The sequence below is a fragment of the Actinoplanes sp. NPDC004185 genome (assembly GCF_053603475.1).
In genome coordinates, this window is record NZ_JBSGFR010000039.1 from 19,343 (window position 1) to 41,291 (window position 21,949).

Here is a 21,949-nt window from a genome sequence, read left to right on the forward strand (position 1 = left end):
CGGCGGTCTCGGCGGTCTCGGCGGTCTCGGCGGTCTCGGCGGTCTCGGCGGTCTCGGCGGTCTCGGCGGTCTCGGCGGTCTCGGCGGTCTCGGCGGTCTCGGCGAAGCCTGCTTCGTCGTGGGCGTGCTCGGCGGCCGGCCGGTCGAGATCATCGTGCCTGGGCTCAGAATCCGGTGCCGGCTCGTAATCCGGCCCCTCGAAGGCGTCCCCATCGCCATGGTCGGTGACCGACTCCGGGTCGGCGACTGACTCCGGGTCAGCGACCGAGCCCAGGTCGGCGACTGACTCCGGGTCAGCGACCGACTCCGGGTCGACGACCGAGCCCGCGTCAGCAACCGAGCCCAGGTCAGCAACCGAGCCCAGGTCAGCAACCGAGCCCAGGCCGGCGACCGAGCCCGGGTCAGCGACCGAGTGCAGGCCGGCGACCGAGTTCAGGTTCGCTGTCTCTTCGGGCTCGTTCTCCCCGGCATCCACGGTCGCCGCAGGGTGATCGTCGCCCGCGTCGACGCCCAGATCAGCCGATCCCGAGTCGTGCCAATCGGCATCCGGGCCTTCAGGCCGCCCGGCGTCATCCATGGCACCGTCCTGAGGAGCGTCGCCCGGACCGGAGAACGGCGAGAAAACCTCGGGCCCGTCATCGGCGTCCGCGAAGGGCGACGCGAGACCCCGACTCATACCGGCGGAAAGCGACGCAACACCGTCATCCAGAGCTGAGGCAGCGTCAGAAATGTCGTCCGACTCGGAGAAGGGCGAGGCAACGGCATCCTCGTCACCCGGCCCGGCGAAGGGCGAGCGGGAGTCTTGCCGGGCCGAAACGCCGTCCGGATCGGCCCGCCGGGAGAAAGCCTCGAACTCCGCCTGATCCGACGCCGCTTCCGCCTCCGCGGCCGGGAACGTCGGCAGCTCCCCAGCCAGCGAAATCCCAGCCAGCGTTGTCGCCAGGGACTCCCCGTTCGACATTCCCGCCGCCGCGGCCCGCACGTCTTCGCCGGCCGCTGCGGCCCGTCTTGCCTCGACCGGGTCCTGCTCGGCCGGTCCTCGCTGCCCCGGGGCAAGCCGCCCCGGGCCCGTACCGGGCCGCCCGGGACCCAGACGGCCGGGACCGGCGAGGTCGCGACGGGCCGCGACCAGGTCCGGGCGGGCGTCGACCAGCTGAGCCGGCTTCAGCCCGGCCACGATCGCCGAGGTGATCTCTTCCGCGTACTTGCCGTCCGGGTCGTAGTCCGGGTCGAAGACCGTGATCTCCACGCCCAGGCAGTGCGGCGACTCCACCAGCCCGGCCAGCAGGATCTCCAGCTCCGGGAACGCGATGCCGCCCGGCTCGGGCGCGTCCACCGCCGGCATCACCGCCGGGTCCAGCACGTCCACGTCGATGTGCACCCAGTAACCCGCGCAGTCGACCAGCTGGTCGCGCGCCCACTGGGCGCTGCGGGCCGCGCCCTCCACGCGCAGGGTCGGCACCGGGCGGGTCACGATGCCGGCCGCCTGCAGGTCGAGGCGGTATTCGTCCTGGGCCCGGATGCCCATCACCACCACGTCGATGTCGCGGTAGTACGGCCGCCGGCCTTCCATCGCCGCCAGGTCGGTCTGGCCCCGGCCGGTGACCAGCGCCAGGTCCTCGCCGGCGGCCGCGCCCACGTAGGACGCGTTGCCCGGGTGGCGGAAGTCCGAGTGGCCGTCCACGAAGACCAGGCCGATCCGGCCGCCGACCGCCTCGCCGAGGCGGTGCATGGCCAGCGCCGAGCCGAGCACGATCGAGCAGTCGCCGCCCAGGACCACCGGGAACTCGCCCTGGTCGAGGATGGCGCCGATCCGGTCGGCCAGCTTCCGCGAGTACGCCGAGATCTCCGGCGCGTGGCACACCCCGTCGCCGGGCCGCCAGTCGCCCGGGTCGTACCGGGGCGGGGTCAGGCAGCCGGCGTCGCGGGCGTTGAGGCGGCGCAGCAGGCCGTGGTCACGGAGAGCTCCGGGCGCCTTGGCGCAGCCCGGCACCGACGTCGCCGTCGGCGGGCGCAGGCCGAGGTTGGACGGTGCGTCGAGCACGGCGATGCGGCGCATGGAGCCCCCCGTACCTTTGCCTAGAAGAGCGCGCGGGCCAGCGCGCGCCGCGCGCTCGCCACAGCCGGATCGTCGGGTCCGGCCACGTTGAAGAGTGACAGCAGATGCTTGCGTACGCTGTCCCGCTCCTCGCCGCTGGACCGCCGCACCGCCGCGACCAGCCGCTCGTAGGCCTCGGGGGCCTGCCCGCTGAGGACCTCGATGTCGGCGGCGAGCTGCTGGGCGGCCACGTCGTCGGGGTCGGCCGCGGCCTTGGCCAGCGCCTTCTCCGCGTCCACGCCGGTGACCCGGCGGTAGAGCTCGACCTGCGCCAGGCCGGACTCCGCCGCGTGGTCCTGCGGCGACTCGGCCAGGATCTTCCGGTACGCCGCCTCGGCCGCGTCCAGGTCACCGGTCATCAGCGCGTCGTCGGCCGCGTCGAGCCGCGGGTCCTCGGGGGCGGTGACCTCGACGCCGCCGGCCTTGAGCACCGCGTCGATGTACTGCCGGACCTGCGCCTCGGGCAGCACGCCGGTGAAGCCCTCGACGAGCTGGCCGCCGACCACCGCGATCACCATCGGGATGCCCTGCACGCGCAGCGCCTGGGCCAGCCGCGGGTTGGCGTCCACGTCAACCTTGCCGAGCACCCAGCTGCCGCCGCCCTCGGCCGCGAGCTTCTCCAGGACCGGGGAGAGCTGCTTGCACGGCTCGCACCACTCGGCCCAGAAGTCCAGGATCACCGGGGTGGTCATGGACAGTTCGAGGACGGTCGTCTGGAAGTTCGCTTCGGTCACGTCGATGACCGCGGGCGGCGCACCACCCGGCTGCGGGGCGGCGGCGGGGCTCGCGGCCGGGCCGGCGGGACCCGCGGGTGCGGGTTTGCTCGCGGGGCGCAGTGCACCGAGATCGACCGCGCCGCGGGTGAAGATCGACGGAGTGGTCCGTGGGTCGCTCATGGTTATCTAGTCTCGCACGCGCGCCGGACTGTTCGCCGCGCCGCCGGGCTGGTGATATCGGACGTCACAGGGGGTGCGGCCGGTCAGAAGCGGGCCGGCTCGCGGTAGATGCCCCACTCCCCCTTCAGCGCCGCGCAGATCTCGCCCAGAGTGGCCTCGGCCCGGGCCGCGTCGAGCATGGCGGGGATCATGTTCTCCGTCGTGCGCGCGACCGCCACGAGCCGCTCCAGCGCCTGCTGGGTGCGTACCGGATCGCGCCCGGCCTTGCGCTCGGCGAGCGCGCGCTTCTGCTCGATCTCGACCTCGTGGGAGACCCGGAGGATCTCCAGGTCCTTGGCGACCGTGCCGGTGTGCACGTTGACGCCGACGATCCGCTTCTCGCCCTTCTCCAGGGCCTGCTGGTAGACGAAGGCCGCCTCGGCGATGTTGCCGGTGAACCAGCCGTCCTCGATCCCGCGCAGGATGCCGGCCGTCATGCTGCCGTCGTGGCCGAGCTCGCGGATGCGGGCGAAGATCTCCTCGGCCTCCGCCTCGATGCGGTCGGTGAGCGCCTCGAGGTACCACGAGCCGCCGAGCGGGTCGGCCACGTTGGTCACCCCGGTCTCCTCCATCAGCACCTGCTGGGTGCGCAGGGCGATCTCGGCGGACTCGTCGGTGGGCAGGGCGAGGGTCTCGTCGAGGGCGTTGGTGTGCAGTGAGTTGGTGCCGCCGAGGATCGCGGCGAGCGCCTCGACCGCCGTCCGCACGACGTTGTTGACCGGCTGCTGCGCGGTCAGCGAGACCCCGGCCGTCTGGGTGTGGAACTTCAGCCAGAGCGCCTTCTCGCTGGTAGCGCCGTAGTCGTCGCGCAGGTGCCGGGCCCAGATCCGGCGGGCGGCGCGGAACTTGGCGATCTCCTCGAAGAAGTCGACGTGCGCGTCGAAGAAGAAGCTCAGACCCGGGGCGAAGGTGTTGACGTCCAGGCCGCGGGACAGGCCCAGCTCGACGTAGCCGAAGCCGTCGGCCAGCGTGTACGCCAGCTCCTGCGCGGCGGTCGAGCCGGCCTCGCGGATGTGGTAGCCGGAGACGCTGAGCGGCTTGTACTTCGGGATCTCGGCCGCGCAGTACTCCATCAGGTCGCCGATCAGGCGCAGGTGCGGCTCGGGGGCGAAGAGCCACTCCTTCTGCGCGATGTACTCCTTGAAGATGTCGGTCTGCAGGGTGCCGTCGAGCTTGCTGATGTCGGCGCCCTGCCGCTCGGCGGCGGCCAGGTACATCACGAAGATCGGCACGGCCGGGCCCGAGATGGTCATGCTCGTGGTGGTCTGCTGCAGGTCGATGCCGTCGAACAGCACCTCCATGTCGGCGGCCGAGTCGATCGCCACCCCGCAGTGGCCGACCTCGCCGAGCGATTCCGGCTCGTCGGAGTCACGGCCCATCAGCGTCGGCATGTCGAACGCCACGCTCAGCCCGCCGCCACCGGCGGCGAGGATCATCTTGTACCGCTCGTTGGTCTGCCGGGCGTTGCCGAACCCCGCGAACTGGCGGATGGTCCAGGTGCGGCCGCGGTAGCCGGTGGGGTACAGGCCGCGGGTGTACGGGAACTCACCCGGCCAGCCGATCCGGCCGAAGTCCGCGTAGCTGTCCCCGTCGGCGGGCCCGTACACGGGCTCGACGGGCATCCCGGACAACGTGGTGAAGTCTGCGTCGCGCTTGCGGGCGGCGTCGTAGCGCTGCTGCCAGCGCTCCCGGCCGGCGGCGATGTCGGCTGCGTCCATGGCGCACATCGTAGGCCCAAAGCTGAACGATCGCTAAGGCCTCGGGCGTCTTGCTCTCACGAAAGCTATGACGTTTTCAGCATGTTCACAGCATGTGCATGAATCGATATATCTACAGGTGTGGCTACCGCCACGGTCCCCCACCGTTCAGGAGTCCCCGTGAAACGATCTCTCGCTGCTGTCGGCTCCGCCCTGCTCATGGGCGGTCTGCTGGCGGGCGTGGGCGCGACGTCAGCTGCCGCCGCGCCCGATCCCCTCTCGCCGTCCGCGCACCGCGCCGCCGTCAAGGCCGGCGCCGCGGACGCCTTCGCGCTCAAGGCGACCGCGAAGGACGCCGACGGTACGAGCCACGTGCGCTACACCCGCACGTACGAGGGCCTGCGGGTCCTCGGTGGCGACTTCGTCCTGCACGGCACCAAGGACGGGGCCTTCCGCCAGGCGTCGGTCGGCCTGGCCGCGCCGCTGAGCCTGAGCACCACCCCGAAGCGGGCCGCCGCCTCCGCGAGCGCGACCGCCAAGGCCCACTTCACCGGTACGGTCGGCGCGGTCGGCGCCCCGGAGCTGGTTGTCGACGCCACCAGCGGCACCGGCACGCTGGCCTACGAGACGGTCGTCGAGGGCTTCGGCGAGGACGGCCAGACGCCGTCGAAGCTGCACGTCGTCACGGACGCCAACACCGGCGCGGTGCTGAGCTCGTGGGACACCGTGGAGACGGCCACCGGCAACAGCGTCTACTCCGGGGCCGTGTCGATCAACACGACCCAGGTGTCGACGTCGAGCTTCAGCCTCAAGGACGCCGCGCACGGCAACGGCACCACCTGCGACATGAACAACAAGACCTCGGGCACCTGCACCTTGTTCACCGACGCGGACAACGTGTGGGGCACCGGCGCCACCTCCAACCGGCAGTCGGCCGCGGTGGACGCCCACTACGGCGCAGCCAAGACCTACGACTACTACAACAACACCTTCGGCCGGAAGGGCATCTTCAACAACGGCACCGGCGTCCCGTCGCGGGTGCACTACGGCAACGCGTACGTCAACGCGTTCTGGGACGGCTCGTCGATGACCTACGGCGACGGCAGCGGCAACACCCGCCCGCTGGTCTCGCTGGACGTGGCCGGCCACGAGATGTCGCACGGCGTCACCGAGCGCACCGCCAACCTGACCTACTCCGGTGAGTCCGGCGGCCTGAACGAGGCCACCTCCGACATTTTCGGCACGATGGTCGAGTTCTCCGCGGCCAACAGCGTCGACGCCGGCGACTACCTGATCGGCGAGAAGGTCAACATCAGCGGCAACGGCAAGCCGCTGCGTTACATGTACAACCCGACGCTGGACGGCAAGGGCATCGGCTGCTGGTCGAGCACCACGAAGAACGTCGACGTGCACTACTCCTCCGGCGTCGGCAACCACTTCTTCTTCAACCTGGCCGAGGGCACCGGCGCCACCGCGTACGGGACCTCGCCGCTGTGCGGCTCGGCCACCGCGGTGACCGGCATCGGCCGCACCAAGGCCGCCGCCATCTGGTACCGGGCGCTGAGCACCTACTTCACCTCCAGCACCAACTACAAGGCCGCCCGCGGCTACACCCTCTCCGCGGCGACCGACCTCTACGGCCGGTGCGGCACCGAGTACAAGGCCGTGCAGAAGGCCTGGACCGCGGTCAACGTGACCGGCACCGACGCGGCCTGCTGACGCACCGGACAGATCGACCGTGCTGAGGATGCCCGGCGGTGCCACGAGCACCGCCGGGCATTACCGTGTCGCCATGAAGATCATGCGGCTGATCGCCGTCGTCGCGGTGATCGCCGGCGTCGTGCTGACCGCGGCCGGGCCCGCGACCGTGTCCGGCCTGCTGCCCTTCTTCACGATCCAGAGCAACGTCGCGTACGGCGTCTTCGCGGCCTGGGCGGCGTTCCGGGGGCGCGACACACCGGCTGCCCTCAAGGGCGCGGTCACCCTTTACGTCGCGATCACCGGCCTGGTCTACCACCTCGTGCTGACCAATCCGGCCAGCGGCTTCGCCGTAGACCCGGTGCACCGCAACCTGCCGGAGGCCATCGGCAACCAGCTTCTGCACACCGTGGTGCCCCTGCTCGCGGTGCTCGACTGGCTGATCTTCGACGAGCGCGGCCGCTTCCGGTGGCGCCACGCGCTGTACTGGCTGGCCTTCCCGCTGGGCTACCTGGCCTTCGCGCTGATCCGGGGACTCGTCGTGGACAAGTACCCGTACCCGTTCATCGACGTGAGCGAGCTGGGCTACGACGGCGTCTCGATCAGCTCGGCCGCCTTCGCCGTCGCCTTCTGGATCCTCGGCCTGCTCTTCGTCGCGATCGACCGCTGGAGCGGCCGGCTGCTGCGCCGGCGCCGCGCGACGGCCTGAGGCCGCTACTTGATGCCGTTCTCCTTGCAGAGGGCGGCGAAGCGACCCGCACAGACGGCCTTCTTCTCGACGAAGCCGTCCTTGATCACCTTGTTGATGTTGGTGATGTCGATGGCCGTCGGCTGGAGCAGCACCGCCGGCACGTAGGCGCCCGACTCGGGGTCCTTGACCCCGGTGCCCTTGATGGTCGGCTTCTCGCCCTTGTACAGCTTGATGGCGAGGTCGGCGGCCGCCTCGGCTTCCTTCTTGATCTCCTTGTAGACCGTCATGCACTGGTCACCGGCGAGGATGTTCTGCAATCCCTGGATCGTGGCGTCCTGGCCGGTCACCGGGACCACGCCGTTCTTCTTGTCCTTCTTGAGGATCTCGATCGCCGCGTTGCCCAGGCCGTCGTTGGCGGCCAGCACCGCGTCGATCTGCTTGCCGGTCTGCTGCCACATCTCCGCGAAGACCACGCCGGCCTCTTTGTTGTTCCAGTCGGTGACCGACTGGTCCGGGCCCTTCAGAAAGGAGCCGTCGTCGTACCGCTGCTGCAGGACCGAGTCGTAACCGACCTTGAACAGGGTCGCGTTGTTGTCGGTCGGGGAGCCGTTCAGGTCGGCCACCAGAGGCAGCTTGGCCTTCTTGTCGGCGAGGCACTTGACCAGGCCCTCGCCCTGGAGCTTGCCGACCGCGACGTTGTCGAAGCTGACGTAGTAGTTCGCGCCGCCGTTGAGCGTCAGGCGGTCGTAGTCGATGGTCTTGACGCCCGCGGCCTTGGCCTTGTCGAGCACGGCCTTGCCGCTGGCCGGGTCGAGGTTGACCGTCATCAGGACCTTCACACCGCTGGCGATCATGCTCTCGGCGATCTGCACGAACTTCGCCTTGTCGCCCTGCGCGTTCTGGATGTCCAGCGGCACGTCGGCGGCGTCGAAGGCGGCCTTCAGCAGCTTCGGGTCGTCGGTGCCCCAGCGCTGCGACGTCGTGGTGTCGGGCAGGATGACGCCGACCTTGCCGCTGCCGGAGCCACCACGGGCCCCGTTGCCGCCGGAACCGGCGGCGTCACCGTCATCGTCGGTGCAGGCGGCGGTGCCACCGAGGGTGAGCAGACCCACCGCTACCAGAGCGACCATTTTCGTACGCATCGCGACTTCCTCCCGGGCACAGGGCGGCAAGGTTACCAGGCATCGGCGCTGGGTAACCCGTTGATCGCGGCCGCGACTCAATGGATACGCGTCGCTACCGAAGGTCACTGGCAGTGAGGTGCCGGCGAGCTTGCTTGACGGCGTACATGGCCATGTCGGCGGCGTGCAGCAGGCTGTCCGGGTCGTGCTCGCCGGGCCGCCCGGTGGCCAGGCCGATGCTGGCCCGCAGCGGCACGTCGGCCGAGCCGATCCGGACGGTGCCCAGCAGGCTGCCGGTCAGCTCCCGCACCACCTCGGTCCCTCGCAAGGCGGCCAGCCCGGGCATCAGGACGGCGAACTCGTCACCGCCCAGCCGGGCCACGGTGTCGCCCGCGCGCACCCCGGCGCGCAACCGCCGGGCCACCTCGATCAGCAGCTGGTCGCCGGTGGCGTGCCCGAACGCGTCGTTGACCGGTTTGAAATCGTCGAGATCGATGAGCAGCACGGTCACCGGCCCGGCCGCCAGTCCCTCGTCCAGCAGCCGCATGAACAGCCCGCGGTTGGCCAGGCCGGTGAGCGCGTCGTGGTAAGCCAGCTCGGTCAGGCGGGCGGTGAGCTCGTCGCGTTCGCGCAGCAGCTCGGTGATGTGCCGCAACGAATTGAGCTGCCGGCCGATCACCAGCACCGTGGTCACCGACGCCCCAAGGCCGACCACCCACGAGCGCGCGTCCAGGCCCCCGGTCACCAGCACGGTCAGGGTCAGGGCCCAGACGGCGGCCATCGCCGCGTACGGCAGCACGCTGTACGGCCGGCGCCGGTCCCGTGCGCCGGACTGCGGCAGGTCACCCGCGCCGAGCTGCTGGAGGCGGGCGACCAGGGCCAGCAAGGTGCTCGCGACCACGTTGCCGGCCAGCAGCCAGGGCATGTACCGCGGCATCAGGTAGACCGAGCCCGGCACCGTCTGCAGCACGGCCTGCAGGCCCGCCGCGACGCCCCCGGCGATCCCGCACATCCGGGTGAACGGGGTCCGCCCGCTGAGCGCCAGCCGCAGCACCGCGAAGATCGCCACGAGGAACACGCCGGGCATCACCAGCAGCGCCACGGCCAGGCCGAGCGCCCAGCCGGCGTCACGCGGCCCGGCCGGCACCTCGAAGAGCCAGAGACCGAACGTCGTGGCCGCGGCCAGCACCGTGGCAGCGTCGAGGTGCAGCCGGGCCCGGGCGCTGCCGGTCAGGACGCCGAGCGGATAGCGCAGCAGGCCGGCGACCAGCAGCACCATCCCGACCGCGACCGAGGAGAACTGGAACGCGGTCCCGACCACGGACGACGGCGCCAGCGGCGCGCGGGCGACCGCCACCAGCTGGCCCACGTCACCGACGAAGAAGGCGGCGCCGGCCAGGGTGAACGACAGCCAGAGGCGCCGGGCGACCGCCGGGCCGGCCCGGGCGAGCCGCGCCGCGAGGACCGCGAAGCAGCCGTGCACGGCGGTCATGAGCAGCCAGAACGCTGTCACCTGCGACCCGGTCCCGGCGCGCCGGTGGGCGAAGCCGATGACAGCCGCCGCCGCGAGCAGCAGGAGCACCACGACCAGCGGGTCGGCGCGCCGCCCCGGGCGCAGCTTCCGCCGCCGCATGGTCACCTCGTTCGCCGGTCGTCACCGCTGAGTTGCGGGGAGGACTGAACCGTCCGATCGGCAGCGGACGAGCCGGGCTGAGCAGATCAGCCGATCCGATGGTCGAAGATCCAGGCCTGCGGGTCGCCCTTGCGGTGCAGCAGGCGCATGACCAGGGGCGTCAGCGCGTCGCGGACAGCCGCGCCGATCGGACCGGCGGTCTTGGTGCTGCCGCTGCGCCGCCCGTACGCGACCACCTTCTCCACCCGCGTGCGGCGCAGCTGCTCGTAGTCGGCCAGCGCACCGGCGATGTCCGTCCGGGCCCGGAGGCAGCGCCCCAGGGTGACAGCGTCCTCGATCGCCATCGACGCACCCTGGCCCGAGGACGGTGAGACGGCGTGCGCGGCATCGCCGATCAGGATCGTGCGGTCGTCGCGCCACACCGGCACCCGCGGCAGGTCCCAGGTGTTCCACGGGCCGACGATCTCCGTACTGGCCCGGATCAGCGCCGCCGCCGGTACCTCGTCCCCGGCGAACAGCTCCAGCAGCTCGGCCCGCCAGGCGGCCGGGGTGAACTCACGCGGCTCGACCGGGAGCCGGCGTGGCGGGTTGGCGAACCACCACACCGAGTCGTCGGGGGCGGTGACCCAGCCGAAGAACGCCCGCCGCCCGAAGGCCATCTGCATGACCCCCGGCTCGCTGCGCAGCTCCGTCGGGACGGGGCCGGTCGTGAGGCCGCCCGCGTTCAGCAGACCCAGGTAGCGCGGTGCGGGCGCCGCCGGGTCCAGCGCCGCGCGGGTCCCCGAGTGCAGACCGTCGGCGCCGACCAGCAGGTCACCTTCGGCCGTGGTGCCGTCGGCGAACTGGGCTGTCACCCCGCTCGGCGTACGGGTGCGGCCGGTGAGCCGTTTGCCGTACCGGATCGGGATGTCGCGTCTTTCGGCCTCGCCACGCAGGGCCAGGTAGAGGTCGGCGCGCCGGATCGTCGTGGTCGTGGTGCCGTCCGCGTCCGGGCCTCCGAGCGGCAGCCGGGCGAGCTGCCGGCCACCGGAGTTGCGCAGCACCATGGCCGGCGTCGCGAAGCCCGCGGCGAAGAGCCGGCCCGGGTCGAGACCCAGCGTGCGCAGAGCGGCCAGGCCGTTCACGGCGACGGTGAGGAAGGAGCCACGCTCGTCGGCCCCGCGGTCGTGGGCCTCGTGGATGACCGGGGCGAACCCGGCGTCGTGCAGGGCGATGGCGGCGATGGTGCCGGCGATGCCGCCACCCGCCACGACAGCTTTTTTAGTCATGAGATGACTATCCATGCCATGACTATGAGAGGCAACCCCGAAAAACCCCTAGGCTGAGGCCATGACGACTGCGGAGCCGCGCCGGTCCACGCTGGCGATGGTGCTGCTGGCCCTGCTGCTCGAGGCGCCCATGCACCCGTACCGGATGCAGCAGATGATCAAGGAACGCGGCCAGGACCAGCTGGTCAACGTGGCCCAGCGCAACAGCGTCTACCAGGCCCTGGACCGGCTCGTCCGGGACGGGCTGGCCCGGCCCGGCGGCACCGCACGCGAGGCGGGACGCCCGGAACGCACGGTCTACGAGATCACCGAGGAAGGCGCGGCGACGCTGCGCCGCTGGCTGACCGCCATGCTGCCGGCCCCGGCCCGGGAGTTCCCCGAGTTCCCCGTCGCGCTGGCGTTCCTGCCGATCCTGCACCCGGCCGAGGTCCGCACGCTGCTGGAGAGCAGGGTGGCCGTGCAGGCCGAGAAGCTGGCCCAGCTCGAAAAGCAGGCGCCGCCCGGCCTGCCCCGGCTGTTCCTGATCGAGGACGAATACCGCGCCACCATGCTGCGCGCCGAGCTGGAATGGCTGCGGGCGCTGATCGACGACCTGGGCAGCGGGCGGCTCGACTGGAACGAGAGCCTGATCGCCGAGACGCTCGCCCGCTTCGGCTAGAGATCCTTGATGAGGTCGTCCGCGGCGGCGTACGGGTCCAGCCGGCCCGCGGCCACCCGGGCGGCGAGGTCGCTCAGCGCCGTACCCTCGCGCAGCGAGCCCAGCCGGGCCCGCAGCGTGCCGAGCGCGATCGCCTCGACCTCCGCGGCGGCCCGCGCCTCGCGCCGGGCCTGCAGCCGGCCGCCGGACTCCAGCCAGGCGCGGTGCTTCTCGATCGCCGCGACCACGTCGTCCATGCCCTCGCCCTTGACCGCCACCGCCCGCACCACCTGCGGCCGCCAGTCCCCGGCAGCACGCTCGCCCAGCGACAACATGCCCTGGATGTCGCGGTAGGTGGCGTCGGCGCCCGGCCGGTCCGCCTTGTTGACCACGAAGACGTCGGCGATCTCCAGGATGCCGGCCTTGACCGCCTGGATCGCGTCGCCCATCCCGGGCGCCAGCAGCACCAGCGTGGTGTCGGCCAGCGAGGCGATCTCCACCTCGGCCTGCCCGACGCCGACGGTCTCCACCAGCACGACGTCGCAGCCCGCGCCCTCGAGCACGCGCACCGCCTGCGGGGTGGCCGCGGCCAGCCCGCCGAGCTGCCCGCGGCTGGACATCGAGCGGATGTAGACGCCGGGGTCGCCGGTGTGGTCCTGCATCCGGATCCGGTCGCCGAGGATGGCGCCCCCGGTGAACGGGCTGGACGGGTCGACCGCGAGCACGCCGACCCGGTGCCCGGCGGCGCGCAGGGCGCGGACCAGCTCGTTGGTGGTGGTCGACTTGCCCACGCCGGGCGAGCCGGTCAGGCCGACGATCTGGGCCCGGCCCGCGTACGGGGCCAGCGCGGCGGCCACCTCGGGCAGCTTCGGGTCGCCGTTCTCCACGAGGCTGATCAGCCGGGCCACCGAGCGGGGATCGCCCTCCCGGGCCCGGGCCACGAGCGTCGGCACGTCGCGGCCCGGCCGCGCGGAGATGGTCACTCCGCCATCCTCCCCCACGATCCAGCCTTCTCCACGATCAGGCGGCGGGCACCGTGAGCAGCAGCGCGTCACCCTGGCCGCCGCCACCGCAGAGCGCGGCCGCGCCGAGCCCGCCGCCACGCCGCTTGAGCTCCATCGCGAGGGTCAGCACCAGCCGGGCGCCGGACATGCCGATCGGGTGGCCCAGCGCGATCGCGCCGCCGTTGACGTTGACGATGTCCTCGTTGACCTTGAGCTCGCGCATCGAGTGCAGCACGACCTGGGCGAACGCCTCGTTCATCTCGATCAGGTCGAGGTCGGCGACGGTCAGCCCGGCCTTGCCGAGCGCGTGCCGGATCGCGTTCGCGGGCTGGGCCTGCAGCGAGCTGTCCGGGCCGGCCACGTTGCCGTGCGCGCCGATCTCGGCCAGCCAGGTGAGCCCCAGCTCCTCGGCCTTGGCCCGGCTCATCACCACGACCGCGGCGGCGCCGTCGGAGATCGGCGAGGCACTGCCGGCCGTGATCGTGCCGTCCTTGGCGAACGCGGGACGCAGGCCGCCCAGCGACTCGGCGGTCGCGTCCGGGCGGACCCCCTCGTCGGTGTCGATGAGCTTGTCGACCCCGCGCAGGCCGGCCTTGACCGGCACGATCTCCTCGGCGAAGCGTCCCTCGCGCTGGGCGGCGGCCGCGCGCTGGTGGCTCAGCGCAGCGAAGGCGTCCTGCTCGGCGCGGCTGATGCCCAGCTCGGCGCCGCTGCGCTCGGTGGACTCGCCCATGGAGATGCCGTCCCACGGATCCATCAGGCCGTCGAAGGCGGTGTGGTCGCGGACCAGGATGTCGCCGTACTTCTTGCCCTGGCGCTGGCCCATCAGCAGGTGCGGCGCGTTGGTCATCGACTCCATGCCGCCGGCCACCACGATGTCGAACTCGCCGGCCCGGATGAGCTGGTCGGCCAGGGCGATGGCGTCGAGGCCGGAGAGACAGACCTTGTTGACGGTCAGCGCCGGCGTGGTCATCGGGATGCCCGCGGCCACGGCGGCCTGCCGGGCGGTGATCTGCCCGGTGCCGGCCTGCAGGACCTGGCCCATGATCACGTACTGCACCTGCTCCGGGGCCACGCCGGCGCGCTCGAGGGCGGCGGCGATGGCGTACCCGCCGAGGGCGGTGGCGGGCACGTTCTTGAGGTTGCCGAGGAGGCGGCCCATGGGGGTACGGGCGCCGCTGACGATCACCGAGCTGGTCACGGGAGCTTCGCTTTCTGTCGGCCCTAGGGATGGCGGCCTGAACGATGGTTAAGTACAGCCTAGTACACTCTCCAGCATGGATTCTCTGCCGCCCGTGGGCCTGCTGCGAGTGGATCACGTCGGGATCGCCGTGGCCGATCTCGACGAGGCCATCGATTTCTATGCTCGCGCGTTCGGGATGCGGTGCGTGCACCAGGAGACGAACGAGCAGCAAGGGGTCCGGGAGGCCATGCTGGCCGCCGGCGACGACGGCACGGGCGCCCGGATCCAGCTCCTGGCGCCGCTGCGCCCCGACTCCGCGATCGCGAAGTTCCTCGATCGCAGCGGTCCCGGCCTGCAACAGCTCGCCTACACGGTGGCCGACGTCGAGGCGGCGAGTGCCGCCCTGCGCGCCCGCGGCCTGCGGCTGCTCTACGACGAGCCGCGCCGGGGGACGGCCGGCTCGCGGATCAACTTCGTGCACCCCAAGGACGCCGGGGGCGTTCTGGTGGAGCTCGTGCAGCCTGCCTGATTCGTACGCCTTGCGGGTGAAACATCCTGACGGCAGGGCTGCGGACTGGCAGGATCGGGGCCATCATCCAGCAGCAGCCGGCACCCCTGTGAGACGATCTTCTGCTTCGGGGCGGCACAGCAGGTAGTGGCGCGGCAACGCTGCGCTGGCGCGCGCAGCTCGACGCCACCCGAACGGCCGACCTCGGCCTTCGGCAGGCGGCTCCGAGGTGATCACAGGGCGGAATACCCGGCCCGTACGGTCTTGCGTGGCCCCCTGGGGGGTCTGCCAGTATGTCCCAATGCCCCAGCAGCAGGATGCCAATCTCGCGTTCTTCGAGACCGCAAATTCGCAGACCGACTTCACCGTTGTCCTGCGTGGATACGACCGCGGACAGGTGGACGCCCACCTCGGCCGGCTCATCGCCGCCCTGAACCAGTCCGAGCAGGCCCGTGGCGAGGCCGAGCAGCGGATGAACGACGCGCAGCGCCGGCTGCGGCAGGCGGAGCAGCGCCTCAACGCCCTCGAGCAGAAGCTGGCCGACAGCAACAAGCTCCTCGAGGAGAACAACCGGCCGACCCTCTCCGGGCTGGGCACCCGGGTCGAGCAGATCCTGCGGCTGGCCGAGGAACAGGCCAACGACCACCGCAGCGAGGCCAAGCGGGAGTCCGAGGGCATCCTCTCCGCCGCGCGCCTCGAGGCCCGCGAGATCACCGACAAGGCGCGGGCCGAGGCCGCCGCGATGAAGGCGACAGCCGAGCGTGAGGCGGGGCAGGTCCGCACGCAGGCCGAGCGCGAGGCCGCGGAGAACAGGGTGCAGGCCCGGCGCGAGGCCGACACGCTGCGTTCCGACGCCGACCGCGAGACCAAGCAGCTGCGCACGGTCACCGCACACGAGGTCGCCGAGCTCAAGTCGACCGTCGAGCGCGAGGTCGCCTCGCTGCGGGCCACCGCCGAGCGCGAGATCACCCAGCTGCGCGCCAAGGCGGCCCGGGAGGCCGAGGAGAAGCGCGCCGAGGCCACCAAGATGCTCACCGACGCCCGCGACAAGCGCGACAAGGACCTGCAGGCCCTCGCGCTGGAGACCGCCGAGCGCCGGGAGAAGAGCGAGCGCGAGGAGTCGCAGCGGCACGCCGCCCAGGTCAGCGCCACCCAGAAGATGGTGGCCGAGGCCGAGGGCCGGGCCCGCGCCGCCGAGGACCGCGCCAAGGAGATCGAGCAGCGCGCCGAGAGCCGCCGTGTCGAGTCCGAGCGCACCGCCATCGAGACCGTCGAGAAGGCCCGCGCCCTCGCGGAGAAGACGGTCAGCGAGGCCCGTTCCGAGTCGCAGCGACTGCTCAGCGAGGCCCGCACCGAGGCCGAGCTCACCACGCAGGCCGCCAAGCGCGAGGTCGAGGACCTCACCCGGCAGAAGGACGCCGTCACCAACCAGCTCGGCCAGATGCTCTCCGGCCTCTCCGGCCTGGTGCCGACCGTCGGTGCGGCGGCCAAGGCGGCCGAGGCCGTCAAGCAGGCCGAGGCCAAGGCGGACACCCCGGCCCAGCGGCCGGCCGAGGCCGACGAAGCCGGCAAGCCCGAGGCGGTTGCCAAGACGAGCTGAGTCGTTCACCACTCGGTCACCGGTTGCGCCACTCCTCGGTGTGCGCCACGGTTGAGATGACCGGGTGGGCTGAACGAAGCAACTGCGGGCCGTACCGGAGGACTCCGGTACGGCCCGTTTGTTTCCGCCAGTAGCCTGAGCCCAGACAAATCGCAACCAGACGCATAGTCCCGCCAGGCCGGTGTGTATCGACACGTCACGGGACGATGCGTATGTGAGGATGGAAAGCATGTCGCACGGCGGGGAAATCTTCGGTCTCGGTGGAGACGCTGCCTCCGAGCCCAGCTTCGAGACCGCCCTGCGGGGTTACGAGAAGAAGCAGGTCGAACGCTACGTGGCGCGGGCCGAGAACGAGATCGCCGCCCTGGTCAGTGAGCGTGAGCAGGCCTATTCGCAGATCCAGGCGATGGCCGGGCAGATCGACCGCCTGCAGCAGGAGGCCGCCCAGTCGCGGCGCCAGCCGGGCCTGGCCGAGGTCTCCTTCCGGCACCTCGGGCCGAAGGTCGAGGAGATCCTGGCCAAGGCCGAGGAGGTCGCCGCCGACATCAAGAGCTCCGCCACCGACGACATCGCCGCCCGGCTCGCCGAGGCCGAGCGGATCCGCGCCGAGGCCGAGGCGCACGCCCACGACGGCATCCGCGACTTCGAGATCGCCCTGGCCGCCCGCCGGGCCGAGGAGGAGAAGGTCGACGCCGCCCGCCGCGCCGCCGCCGAGAAGGCCGTCGCGGGCAGCCGCCAGGCCGCCGAGCAGCTGCGCGCCGAGGCCGAGTCCACCCTCACCCGGGCCCGCGCCGAGGCCCAGCAGCTCACCGAGCGCGCCGCGCAGGAGGTGCAGCGCCAGCGGGCCGAGGTCGAGGGCTACGTCAAGTCCACCCGGGTCCAGGCCGACCAGGAGATCAAGGCTCTGCGCGACAAGACCCAGCAGGACGTGGCGAAGCAGCGCGCGGAGGCCGACCGGGAGCGCACCGAGCTCAAGGCCGCCGTCGACCGCGAGATCGCGCAGCGCCGCCAGGAGCTGACCCAGGAGCTCACCCAGATGCGCGCCGCGGTCGAGAAGCAGTGCGCCGACCTGCGCAGCGAGGCCGACAAGTACGCCGAGGAGATCCTGCGCCGCTCCGACGAGCAGGCCACCGCGATCCGCCAGGAGATCGCCGGCCAGCAGAACAAGATCGCCGCGGCCGGCCGCGATCTGGCGGCCGCCCAGGCCAAGGTCGCCGAGGCGGAGAAGAAGGCGGCCGACGCCGCCGAGCGGGCCGGGCAGGCCGAGCAGGAGACGCAGCGGGTGCAGCAGCGCCTGATCGAGGTCAAGGCCGAGCTGGAGCGCGAGCTGGTGCACGTCGAGGAGGCCAAGCGGGCCGGCGAGGCCGCCGAGCGCCGCGCCACCGAGGTCCGCCGCCAGGTGCAGCGGGAGGCCAAGCGCGTCGCCGAGCTGGCCTCGGCCGCCGTGCTCGCCGCCGCGGCATCCCCGGACCCCGACGACGATGACGAGCCGGAGCAGGCAGCGCCCGCGGCCGCCCAGAGTCCGGTTGCCCAGCGCCCGGCCGCCCAGAGCCCGGCTGCCCCGAGTCCCGCCGCCCCGAGCCCGGCCGCAGCCGCCCGGCCGGCGACCACCCCGAGCCCGGCCGGAGCTGCCCAGCCCGCCACCGCCCAGCCCGCCACCGCCCAGCCCACGACCGCCCGGCCCGCGACCACTCAGCCGGTGACGGCGACGGGGCAGGCCTCGGTGACGTCGGCCGGCCAGCACGCCGCCCCGGAGAAGCCCGCATCGGCCGACAAGCCCGCATCGGCCGAGAAGGCAGCGCCGACCGACAAGGCCGCTGCCCCCGGCTCGCCGGCACCGGCCAAGGTGAGCGCCTCGGCCAAGGTCACCACCCGCCCGGCCGGCAACCGGGTCGGCGTCGACGCCGACTGACCGGCGACGTCTTTACCCCTGGCGATACTCTGCGCGCCGGGAAGTCCGGTCGCCGCACCGGTGGTCCACCGCTGCCCGGGCCTCCCCCGTTCCTGTGGAGGTCCCGGTGACGGCCGAGAAGCCCCGCCCGGTCGAGGACGACGCCGACGCCTCGCCGGCGCCCCCACCCGAGGCCGGGCCGGAGCCACCGGCGGGCGACCAGCACCCTGACGGGGAGTTCGGTCCGCCCGGTCCCCCGCTCAACCGGCGCAACCCGTTCCTGGTCGGGCTGCTGGGCGGGCTGGGCCTGCTCACGGCGTACGGGATCTTCCTGGGCCTGCGCAACGCGGCGTCCATCCTGGTGCTCATCTTCATCGCGCTGTTCCTGGCCATCGGCCTGAACCCGGCCGTCACCCGGCTGCGCAGCTGGGGTCTGCCCCGCGGCCTGGCCGTGACCGTCATCGCGCTGGCGGTCGTGCTGCTGCTCTGCGGCGGCGTCTTCGCGCTGGTGCCGCCTCTGGTCACCCAGACCGGGCAGCTCATCGAGAACGTGCCGGGCTTCATCGAGAGCCTGCAGCGCAACGAGACCATCCGCGACCTGGTCCAGCGGTACGACGTGCTGTCCCGGGTGCAGAGCGCTCTGGACGCGGGCACGGTCACCAACGCGCTGGGCGGCGTGGTCGGCGGCGCACGGCTGGTGTTCGGCACGATCTTCAACGTGCTGACCGTGCTCGTGCTGGTCATCTACTTCCTGGCGGCGTTCGACCGGATCAAGGAAGGCGGGTACGCCCTCGTCCCGCGCTCCCGGCGGCAGCGGGTGCGGCTGCTCACCGACGAGATCCTCGGCAAGGTCGGCGCGTACATGGTCGGGGCGATCGCCATCGCCGTGCTGGCCGGGCTGAGCACCTGGGTGTTCGCGATGATCGTGGGGCTGGCCTACCCGTTCGCGCTGGCGGTCGTGGTGGCCGTCTGCGACCTGATCCCGCAGATCGGGGCGACGCTCGGCGCGGTCGTCGTCAGCCTGGTCGGGCTGGCCGCTTCCCTGCCGACCGGCATCGCCTGCATCGTCTTCTTCGTGATCTATCAGCAGGTGGAGAACTACCTGATCTATCCGAACGTGATGCGCCGGTCGGTGAAGGTCAGCGACGTGGCCGCGGTGACGGCCGCGCTGCTGGGCGTGGGGCTCTTCGGGGTGATCGGCGCGTTGATCGCCATCCCGATGGTCGCGGCGATCCAGCTCATCGTCCGCGAGGTGGTCAACCCCAGCATGGAGAACAAGTAGGGCTCGGTCAGTCGGCCAGCGGCTTGGGGACGGGCACGTCGGCGAAGGCGGCCACCGTACGGTCGGCGTACGCGTTCATGTCGCCCGCCTCGACGGGCCCGTCCCAGGTCCGCGGCAGCGGCACCGGCACGTCCGGGGCGACCCGTCGCACGATCTCGTCCAGCACCTTCTCGGCGTCGCCGACCCACAGGTGCTTGGCGCCGGGCACCCCGACGACCTCGGCCTGCGGGATCGCCGCGAAGCGGGACTGTGCCTCGGCCGGCCGCAGGTAGTCGTCGAGCTCGGGCACGAGCGCGGTCAGGGGCTTGCCACCGGCGGCCCAGGCAGCGAGGTGCTCCGGCTGGGAGAAGCGCAGCGGCGGGGACAACAGGATCGCGCCCGTGACGGCCGGGTCCAGCCCGTGCATCAGCGTCAGGTCCGTGCCGAAGGACCAGCCGACCAACCAGATGTTCGGCAGGTCGTGGAACTCCGCGTACTCGATCGCGGCGGCGACGTCGAAGCGCTCGTCGACGCCGGAGGAGAACTGGCCCTCGCTGGTGCCGCGCACGCTGGACGTGCCGCGGGTGTTGAAGCGCAGCACCGCCACCCCGGCCAGGGCGGGCAGCCGCCAGGCCGCCTTGCGGAAGACGTGACTGTCCATCATCCCGCCGTGGGTGGGCAGCGGGTGCAGGCAGATCAGCGTGGCCACGGGCTCGCCGGACTCCGGCCGGGCCAGCTCACCGACCAGGGTGAGGCCGTCAGCGGTGTGCAGGGTGATGTCCTCGCGCCGGGCGGGCAGCACAGAGTTGGCACGGATCTGGTTGGTCACGTCCCTATCCTCGTCCATAGCGGGGGGCGTTGCGTGAGCGCTCCACCCCCGGGCCGCGCCGGTCGCGGGCACGCCAGCAGCCGGTGTGCCAGTGCCGCCGGTCGCTCTCGTCGCCCCGTTCGTCGGCCGGCCAGGCGACGATGTGCGCGACGCCCGGGCGGATCTCCTGCATGCAGCCGGGACAGCGGTAGGTCTTGGTGGCCGCGCCGCCGAAGATCGACCGGACCATCCACTCGCCGTCCTGGTACTGCTGGACGCCCTCGATGCCCTTGCGGGCGCGCTCGTCGCCCAGCGGGGTGGGCGCGGCGTCGCGTCGGGGGCGGTTACGGCGAGGACTCACGATAATCAAGCGTACGTGTGAGGTGCGGCACGCTGAATGCGACTTAGACTCACGTTCATGACGGCTACCCGTACTCCCGGCATGCCCGTGGTCGAGGACGGTTTCCTCGTCTCGACCAGCCCTGCGACCGGCGCCGAGGCGGGCCGCGTCCCGATCTCGGACGACAAGGCGGTCGAGGCCGCCGTGGAGCGCGCCCGCACCGCCGGCTCCTGGTGGGCCGGCCTCAACTTCGACGGCCGCCGGACCCGGCTGCTGCGCTGGCGGGCCCTGCTCGCCGAGCGCATCGAGGAGCTGGCCGCGCTCACCCGCGCGGAGACCGGCAAGCCGCTCGCCGACGCCATCGTCGAGGCCACCGCGGCGATCGAGCACATCGACTGGGCCGCCCGCAACGCCAAGCGGGTGCTGGGCCCGCGCCGGATGCGGACCCGGCTGCTGGTCGCCGAGCACTCCGGCCACCTCGAGTACCAGCCGTACGGCGTGGTCGGCGTGATCGGGCCGTGGAACTATCCGATCCTCACGCCGCTGGGCCCGATCAGCGGTGCGCTGGCCGCCGGCAACGCGGTCGTGCTCAAGCCCAGCGAGTACACCCCCGCGGTGGGCCAGTGGCTGGCCGACGCGTTCGCCGAGATCGTGCCCGAGGAACCGGTGTTCCAGGTCGTGCACGGCCTCGGTGACGTCGGCGCCGCGCTGTGCCGGTCCGGGGTCGGCAAGATCGCCTTCACCGGCTCCACCGCCACCGCCAAGAAGGTCATGGCCACCTGCGCCGAGACGCTCACCCCGGTGGTGCTCGAGGCCGGCGGCAAGGACGCGCTGATCGTCGACGCCGACGCGGACGTGAACGCCGCGGCCGAGGCGGCCGTCTGGGGCTCGATGACCAACGCCGGGCAGACCTGCATCGGCATCGAACGGGTCTACGCGGTCGCGCCGGTCTACGACGCCTTCGTCGCGGCCGTCGTCGAGAAGGCCGGCAAGCTGCGCCTGGGCGAGGAGATCGGGCCGATCACCATGCCCGGCCAGGTGGACGTCATCCGCCGGCACATCGACGACGCGCTGGCCGGTGGCGGCCGGGCGCTGCTCGGTGGCGCCGACGCCGTGCAGCCGCCCAACGTGGCCCCGACCGTGCTGGTCGACGTGCCGGAGGACTCGGCCGCGATCCGGGAGGAGACCTTCGGTCCCACGGTGACGATCACCAAGGTGGCCGACACCGACGAGGCGATCAGCCGGGCCAACGCGCTGCCGTACGGGCTGGGCGGGGCGGTCTTCGGCAAGGCCAACGGGATCAGGATCGCCCGGCGCCTGCACACCGGCATGGTCGCGGTGAACTCGACGCTGAGCTTCGTCGGGATGGCCACCCTGCCGTTCGGCGGGGTCGGCGACTCCGGCTTCGGCCGCATCCACGGCGAGGACGGGCTGCGCGAGTTCGGCCGGGCCAAGTCGATCACCGTACGGCGGGGACCGTCGCTGCTGCCCGCGATGACCTTCGAGCGCACCCCGGCCCAGGTCGCGAGAATCGTCAAGGCCGTCAAGCTGCTCTACGGCCGCCGCCCTTAGAACC

The 21,949-nt window shown here is 72.1% G+C and carries 17 protein-coding genes and 1 pseudogene; 8 read left to right on the forward strand and 10 right to left on the reverse strand.

Annotated elements, in window-relative coordinates; all coding sequences use genetic code 11:
* Positions 1–1,158: 1,158 nt before the first annotated feature.
* The 3 genes and pseudogenes from ACWEOZ_RS32375 to ACWEOZ_RS32385 all read right to left on the reverse strand — a co-directional run.
* Positions 1,159–2,059 (reverse strand): annotated as a pseudogene (locus ACWEOZ_RS32375) (arginase family protein); the annotation flags it as partial.
* 20 nt (positions 2,060–2,079) lie between these two features.
* Entirely contained in the window at positions 2,080–2,994 is a 915-nt protein-coding gene (locus ACWEOZ_RS32380) for a tetratricopeptide repeat protein (RefSeq protein ID WP_451914466.1), read from the reverse strand.
* An 83-nt stretch (positions 2,995–3,077) separates the two neighbouring features.
* The gene (locus ACWEOZ_RS32385; protein ID WP_451914467.1) at positions 3,078–4,751 is read right to left on the reverse strand and encodes an acyl-CoA mutase large subunit family protein; all 1,674 of its coding nucleotides are present in this window, start codon (positions 4,749–4,751) and stop codon (positions 3,078–3,080) included.
* 159 nt (positions 4,752–4,910) lie between these two features.
* On the opposite strand from ACWEOZ_RS32385, the gene ACWEOZ_RS32390 reads away from it, so the two are divergent.
* On the forward strand, positions 4,911–6,449 hold the full coding sequence (locus tag ACWEOZ_RS32390; protein WP_451914468.1) for a M4 family metallopeptidase: 1,539 nt from the start codon (positions 4,911–4,913) through the stop codon (positions 6,447–6,449).
* Positions 6,450–6,522: 73 nt separating this feature from the next.
* Complete coding sequence (locus ACWEOZ_RS32395; protein WP_451914469.1) at positions 6,523–7,137, forward strand: Pr6Pr family membrane protein; 615 nt, start codon at positions 6,523–6,525, stop codon at positions 7,135–7,137.
* A 5-nt stretch (positions 7,138–7,142) separates the two neighbouring features.
* On the opposite strand, the gene ACWEOZ_RS32400 is transcribed toward ACWEOZ_RS32395, so the two are convergent.
* The 3 genes from ACWEOZ_RS32400 to ACWEOZ_RS32410 all read right to left on the reverse strand — a co-directional run bounded on the left by ACWEOZ_RS32400 (position 7,143) and on the right by ACWEOZ_RS32410 (position 11,141).
* Positions 7,143–8,261 carry a sugar ABC transporter substrate-binding protein gene (locus ACWEOZ_RS32400; protein WP_451914470.1) on the reverse strand — a complete coding sequence of 373 codons (1,119 nt, stop codon included), beginning with the start codon at positions 8,259–8,261 and terminating at the stop codon, positions 7,143–7,145.
* A 94-nt stretch (positions 8,262–8,355) separates the two neighbouring features.
* Entirely contained in the window at positions 8,356–9,873 is a 1,518-nt protein-coding gene (locus ACWEOZ_RS32405; protein ID WP_451914471.1) for a diguanylate cyclase domain-containing protein, read from the reverse strand.
* Between the two features lie 86 nt (positions 9,874–9,959).
* Positions 9,960–11,141: an FAD-dependent oxidoreductase gene (locus tag ACWEOZ_RS32410; protein WP_451914472.1), complete on the reverse strand. Its 1,182-nt coding sequence runs from the start codon at positions 11,139–11,141 to the stop codon at positions 9,960–9,962.
* Between the two features lie 61 nt (positions 11,142–11,202).
* On the opposite strand from ACWEOZ_RS32410, the gene ACWEOZ_RS32415 reads away from it, so the two are divergent.
* Positions 11,203–11,799 carry a PadR family transcriptional regulator gene (locus tag ACWEOZ_RS32415; RefSeq protein ID WP_451914473.1) on the forward strand — a complete coding sequence of 199 codons (597 nt, stop codon included), beginning with the start codon at positions 11,203–11,205 and terminating at the stop codon, positions 11,797–11,799.
* On the opposite strand, the gene meaB is transcribed toward ACWEOZ_RS32415, so the two are convergent.
* Both meaB and ACWEOZ_RS32425 read right to left on the reverse strand, forming a co-directional pair.
* Entirely contained in the window at positions 11,796–12,761 is a 966-nt protein-coding gene (gene meaB, locus ACWEOZ_RS32420; RefSeq protein ID WP_451914474.1) for a methylmalonyl Co-A mutase-associated GTPase MeaB, read from the reverse strand. The two genes, ACWEOZ_RS32415 and meaB, sit on opposite strands and share 4 nt — an antisense overlap.
* Positions 12,762–12,798: 37 nt before the next feature.
* Entirely contained in the window at positions 12,799–13,983 is a 1,185-nt protein-coding gene (locus tag ACWEOZ_RS32425; RefSeq protein WP_451914475.1) for an acetyl-CoA C-acetyltransferase, read from the reverse strand.
* 76 nt (positions 13,984–14,059) lie between these two features.
* Between ACWEOZ_RS32425 and mce the strand changes: the two genes are divergently transcribed.
* The 4 genes from mce (at position 14,060) to ACWEOZ_RS32445 (ending at position 19,246) form a co-directional block, all read left to right on the forward strand.
* Complete coding sequence (gene mce / locus ACWEOZ_RS32430; protein ID WP_451914476.1) at positions 14,060–14,494, forward strand: methylmalonyl-CoA epimerase; 435 nt, start codon at positions 14,060–14,062, stop codon at positions 14,492–14,494.
* Between the two features lie 280 nt (positions 14,495–14,774).
* A complete protein-coding gene (locus tag ACWEOZ_RS32435) occupies positions 14,775–16,073 on the forward strand; it encodes a DivIVA domain-containing protein (protein ID WP_451914477.1) in 1,299 nt (432 codons plus the stop codon).
* Between the two features lie 229 nt (positions 16,074–16,302).
* Positions 16,303–17,985 carry a Laminin subunit beta-1 gene (locus ACWEOZ_RS32440; protein WP_451914478.1) on the forward strand — a complete coding sequence of 561 codons (1,683 nt, stop codon included), beginning with the start codon at positions 16,303–16,305 and terminating at the stop codon, positions 17,983–17,985.
* A 94-nt stretch (positions 17,986–18,079) separates the two neighbouring features.
* A complete protein-coding gene (locus ACWEOZ_RS32445) occupies positions 18,080–19,246 on the forward strand; it encodes an AI-2E family transporter (protein WP_451914479.1) in 1,167 nt (388 codons plus the stop codon).
* 7 nt (positions 19,247–19,253) lie between these two features.
* Here the strand turns inward: ACWEOZ_RS32445 and ACWEOZ_RS32450 are convergent, their stop codons facing one another.
* Entirely contained in the window at positions 19,254–20,054 is an 801-nt protein-coding gene (locus ACWEOZ_RS32450) for an alpha/beta hydrolase (protein ID WP_451914480.1), read from the reverse strand.
* 4 nt (positions 20,055–20,058) lie between these two features.
* Positions 20,059–20,394, reverse strand: coding sequence for a hypothetical protein (locus ACWEOZ_RS32455; protein WP_451914481.1), 336 nt, complete (start codon positions 20,392–20,394; stop codon positions 20,059–20,061).
* Between the two features lie 57 nt (positions 20,395–20,451).
* On the opposite strand from ACWEOZ_RS32455, the gene ACWEOZ_RS32460 reads away from it, so the two are divergent.
* Positions 20,452–21,945, forward strand: a complete 1,494-nt coding sequence (locus tag ACWEOZ_RS32460; protein WP_451914482.1) for an aldehyde dehydrogenase family protein — start codon at positions 20,452–20,454, stop codon at positions 21,943–21,945.
* Positions 21,946–21,949 lie beyond the last annotated feature (4 nt).

Coding starts and splice junctions, on each gene's coding strand:
- ACWEOZ_RS32435 (WP_451914477.1), top strand. CDS start 14,775: ATGCCCCAGCAGCAGGATGCCAATCTCGCGTTCTTCGAGACCGCAAAT.
- ACWEOZ_RS32395 (WP_451914469.1), top strand. CDS start 6,523: ATGAAGATCATGCGGCTGATCGCCGTCGTCGCGGTGATCGCCGGCGTC.
- ACWEOZ_RS32410 (WP_451914472.1), bottom strand. CDS start 11,141: ATGACTAAAAAAGCTGTCGTGGCGGGTGGCGGCATCGCCGGCACCATC.
- ACWEOZ_RS32400 (WP_451914470.1), bottom strand. CDS start 8,261: ATGCGTACGAAAATGGTCGCTCTGGTAGCGGTGGGTCTGCTCACCCTC.
- ACWEOZ_RS32385 (WP_451914467.1), bottom strand. CDS start 4,751: ATGGACGCAGCCGACATCGCCGCCGGCCGGGAGCGCTGGCAGCAGCGC.
- ACWEOZ_RS32405 (WP_451914471.1), bottom strand. CDS start 9,873: ATGCGGCGGCGGAAGCTGCGCCCGGGGCGGCGCGCCGACCCGCTGGTC.
- ACWEOZ_RS32460 (WP_451914482.1), top strand. CDS start 20,452: ATGACGGCTACCCGTACTCCCGGCATGCCCGTGGTCGAGGACGGTTTC.
- ACWEOZ_RS32440 (WP_451914478.1), top strand. CDS start 16,303: ATGTCGCACGGCGGGGAAATCTTCGGTCTCGGTGGAGACGCTGCCTCC.
- ACWEOZ_RS32415 (WP_451914473.1), top strand. CDS start 11,203: ATGACGACTGCGGAGCCGCGCCGGTCCACGCTGGCGATGGTGCTGCTG.
- ACWEOZ_RS32380 (WP_451914466.1), bottom strand. CDS start 2,994: ATGAGCGACCCACGGACCACTCCGTCGATCTTCACCCGCGGCGCGGTC.
- mce (WP_451914476.1), top strand. CDS start 14,060: ATGGATTCTCTGCCGCCCGTGGGCCTGCTGCGAGTGGATCACGTCGGG.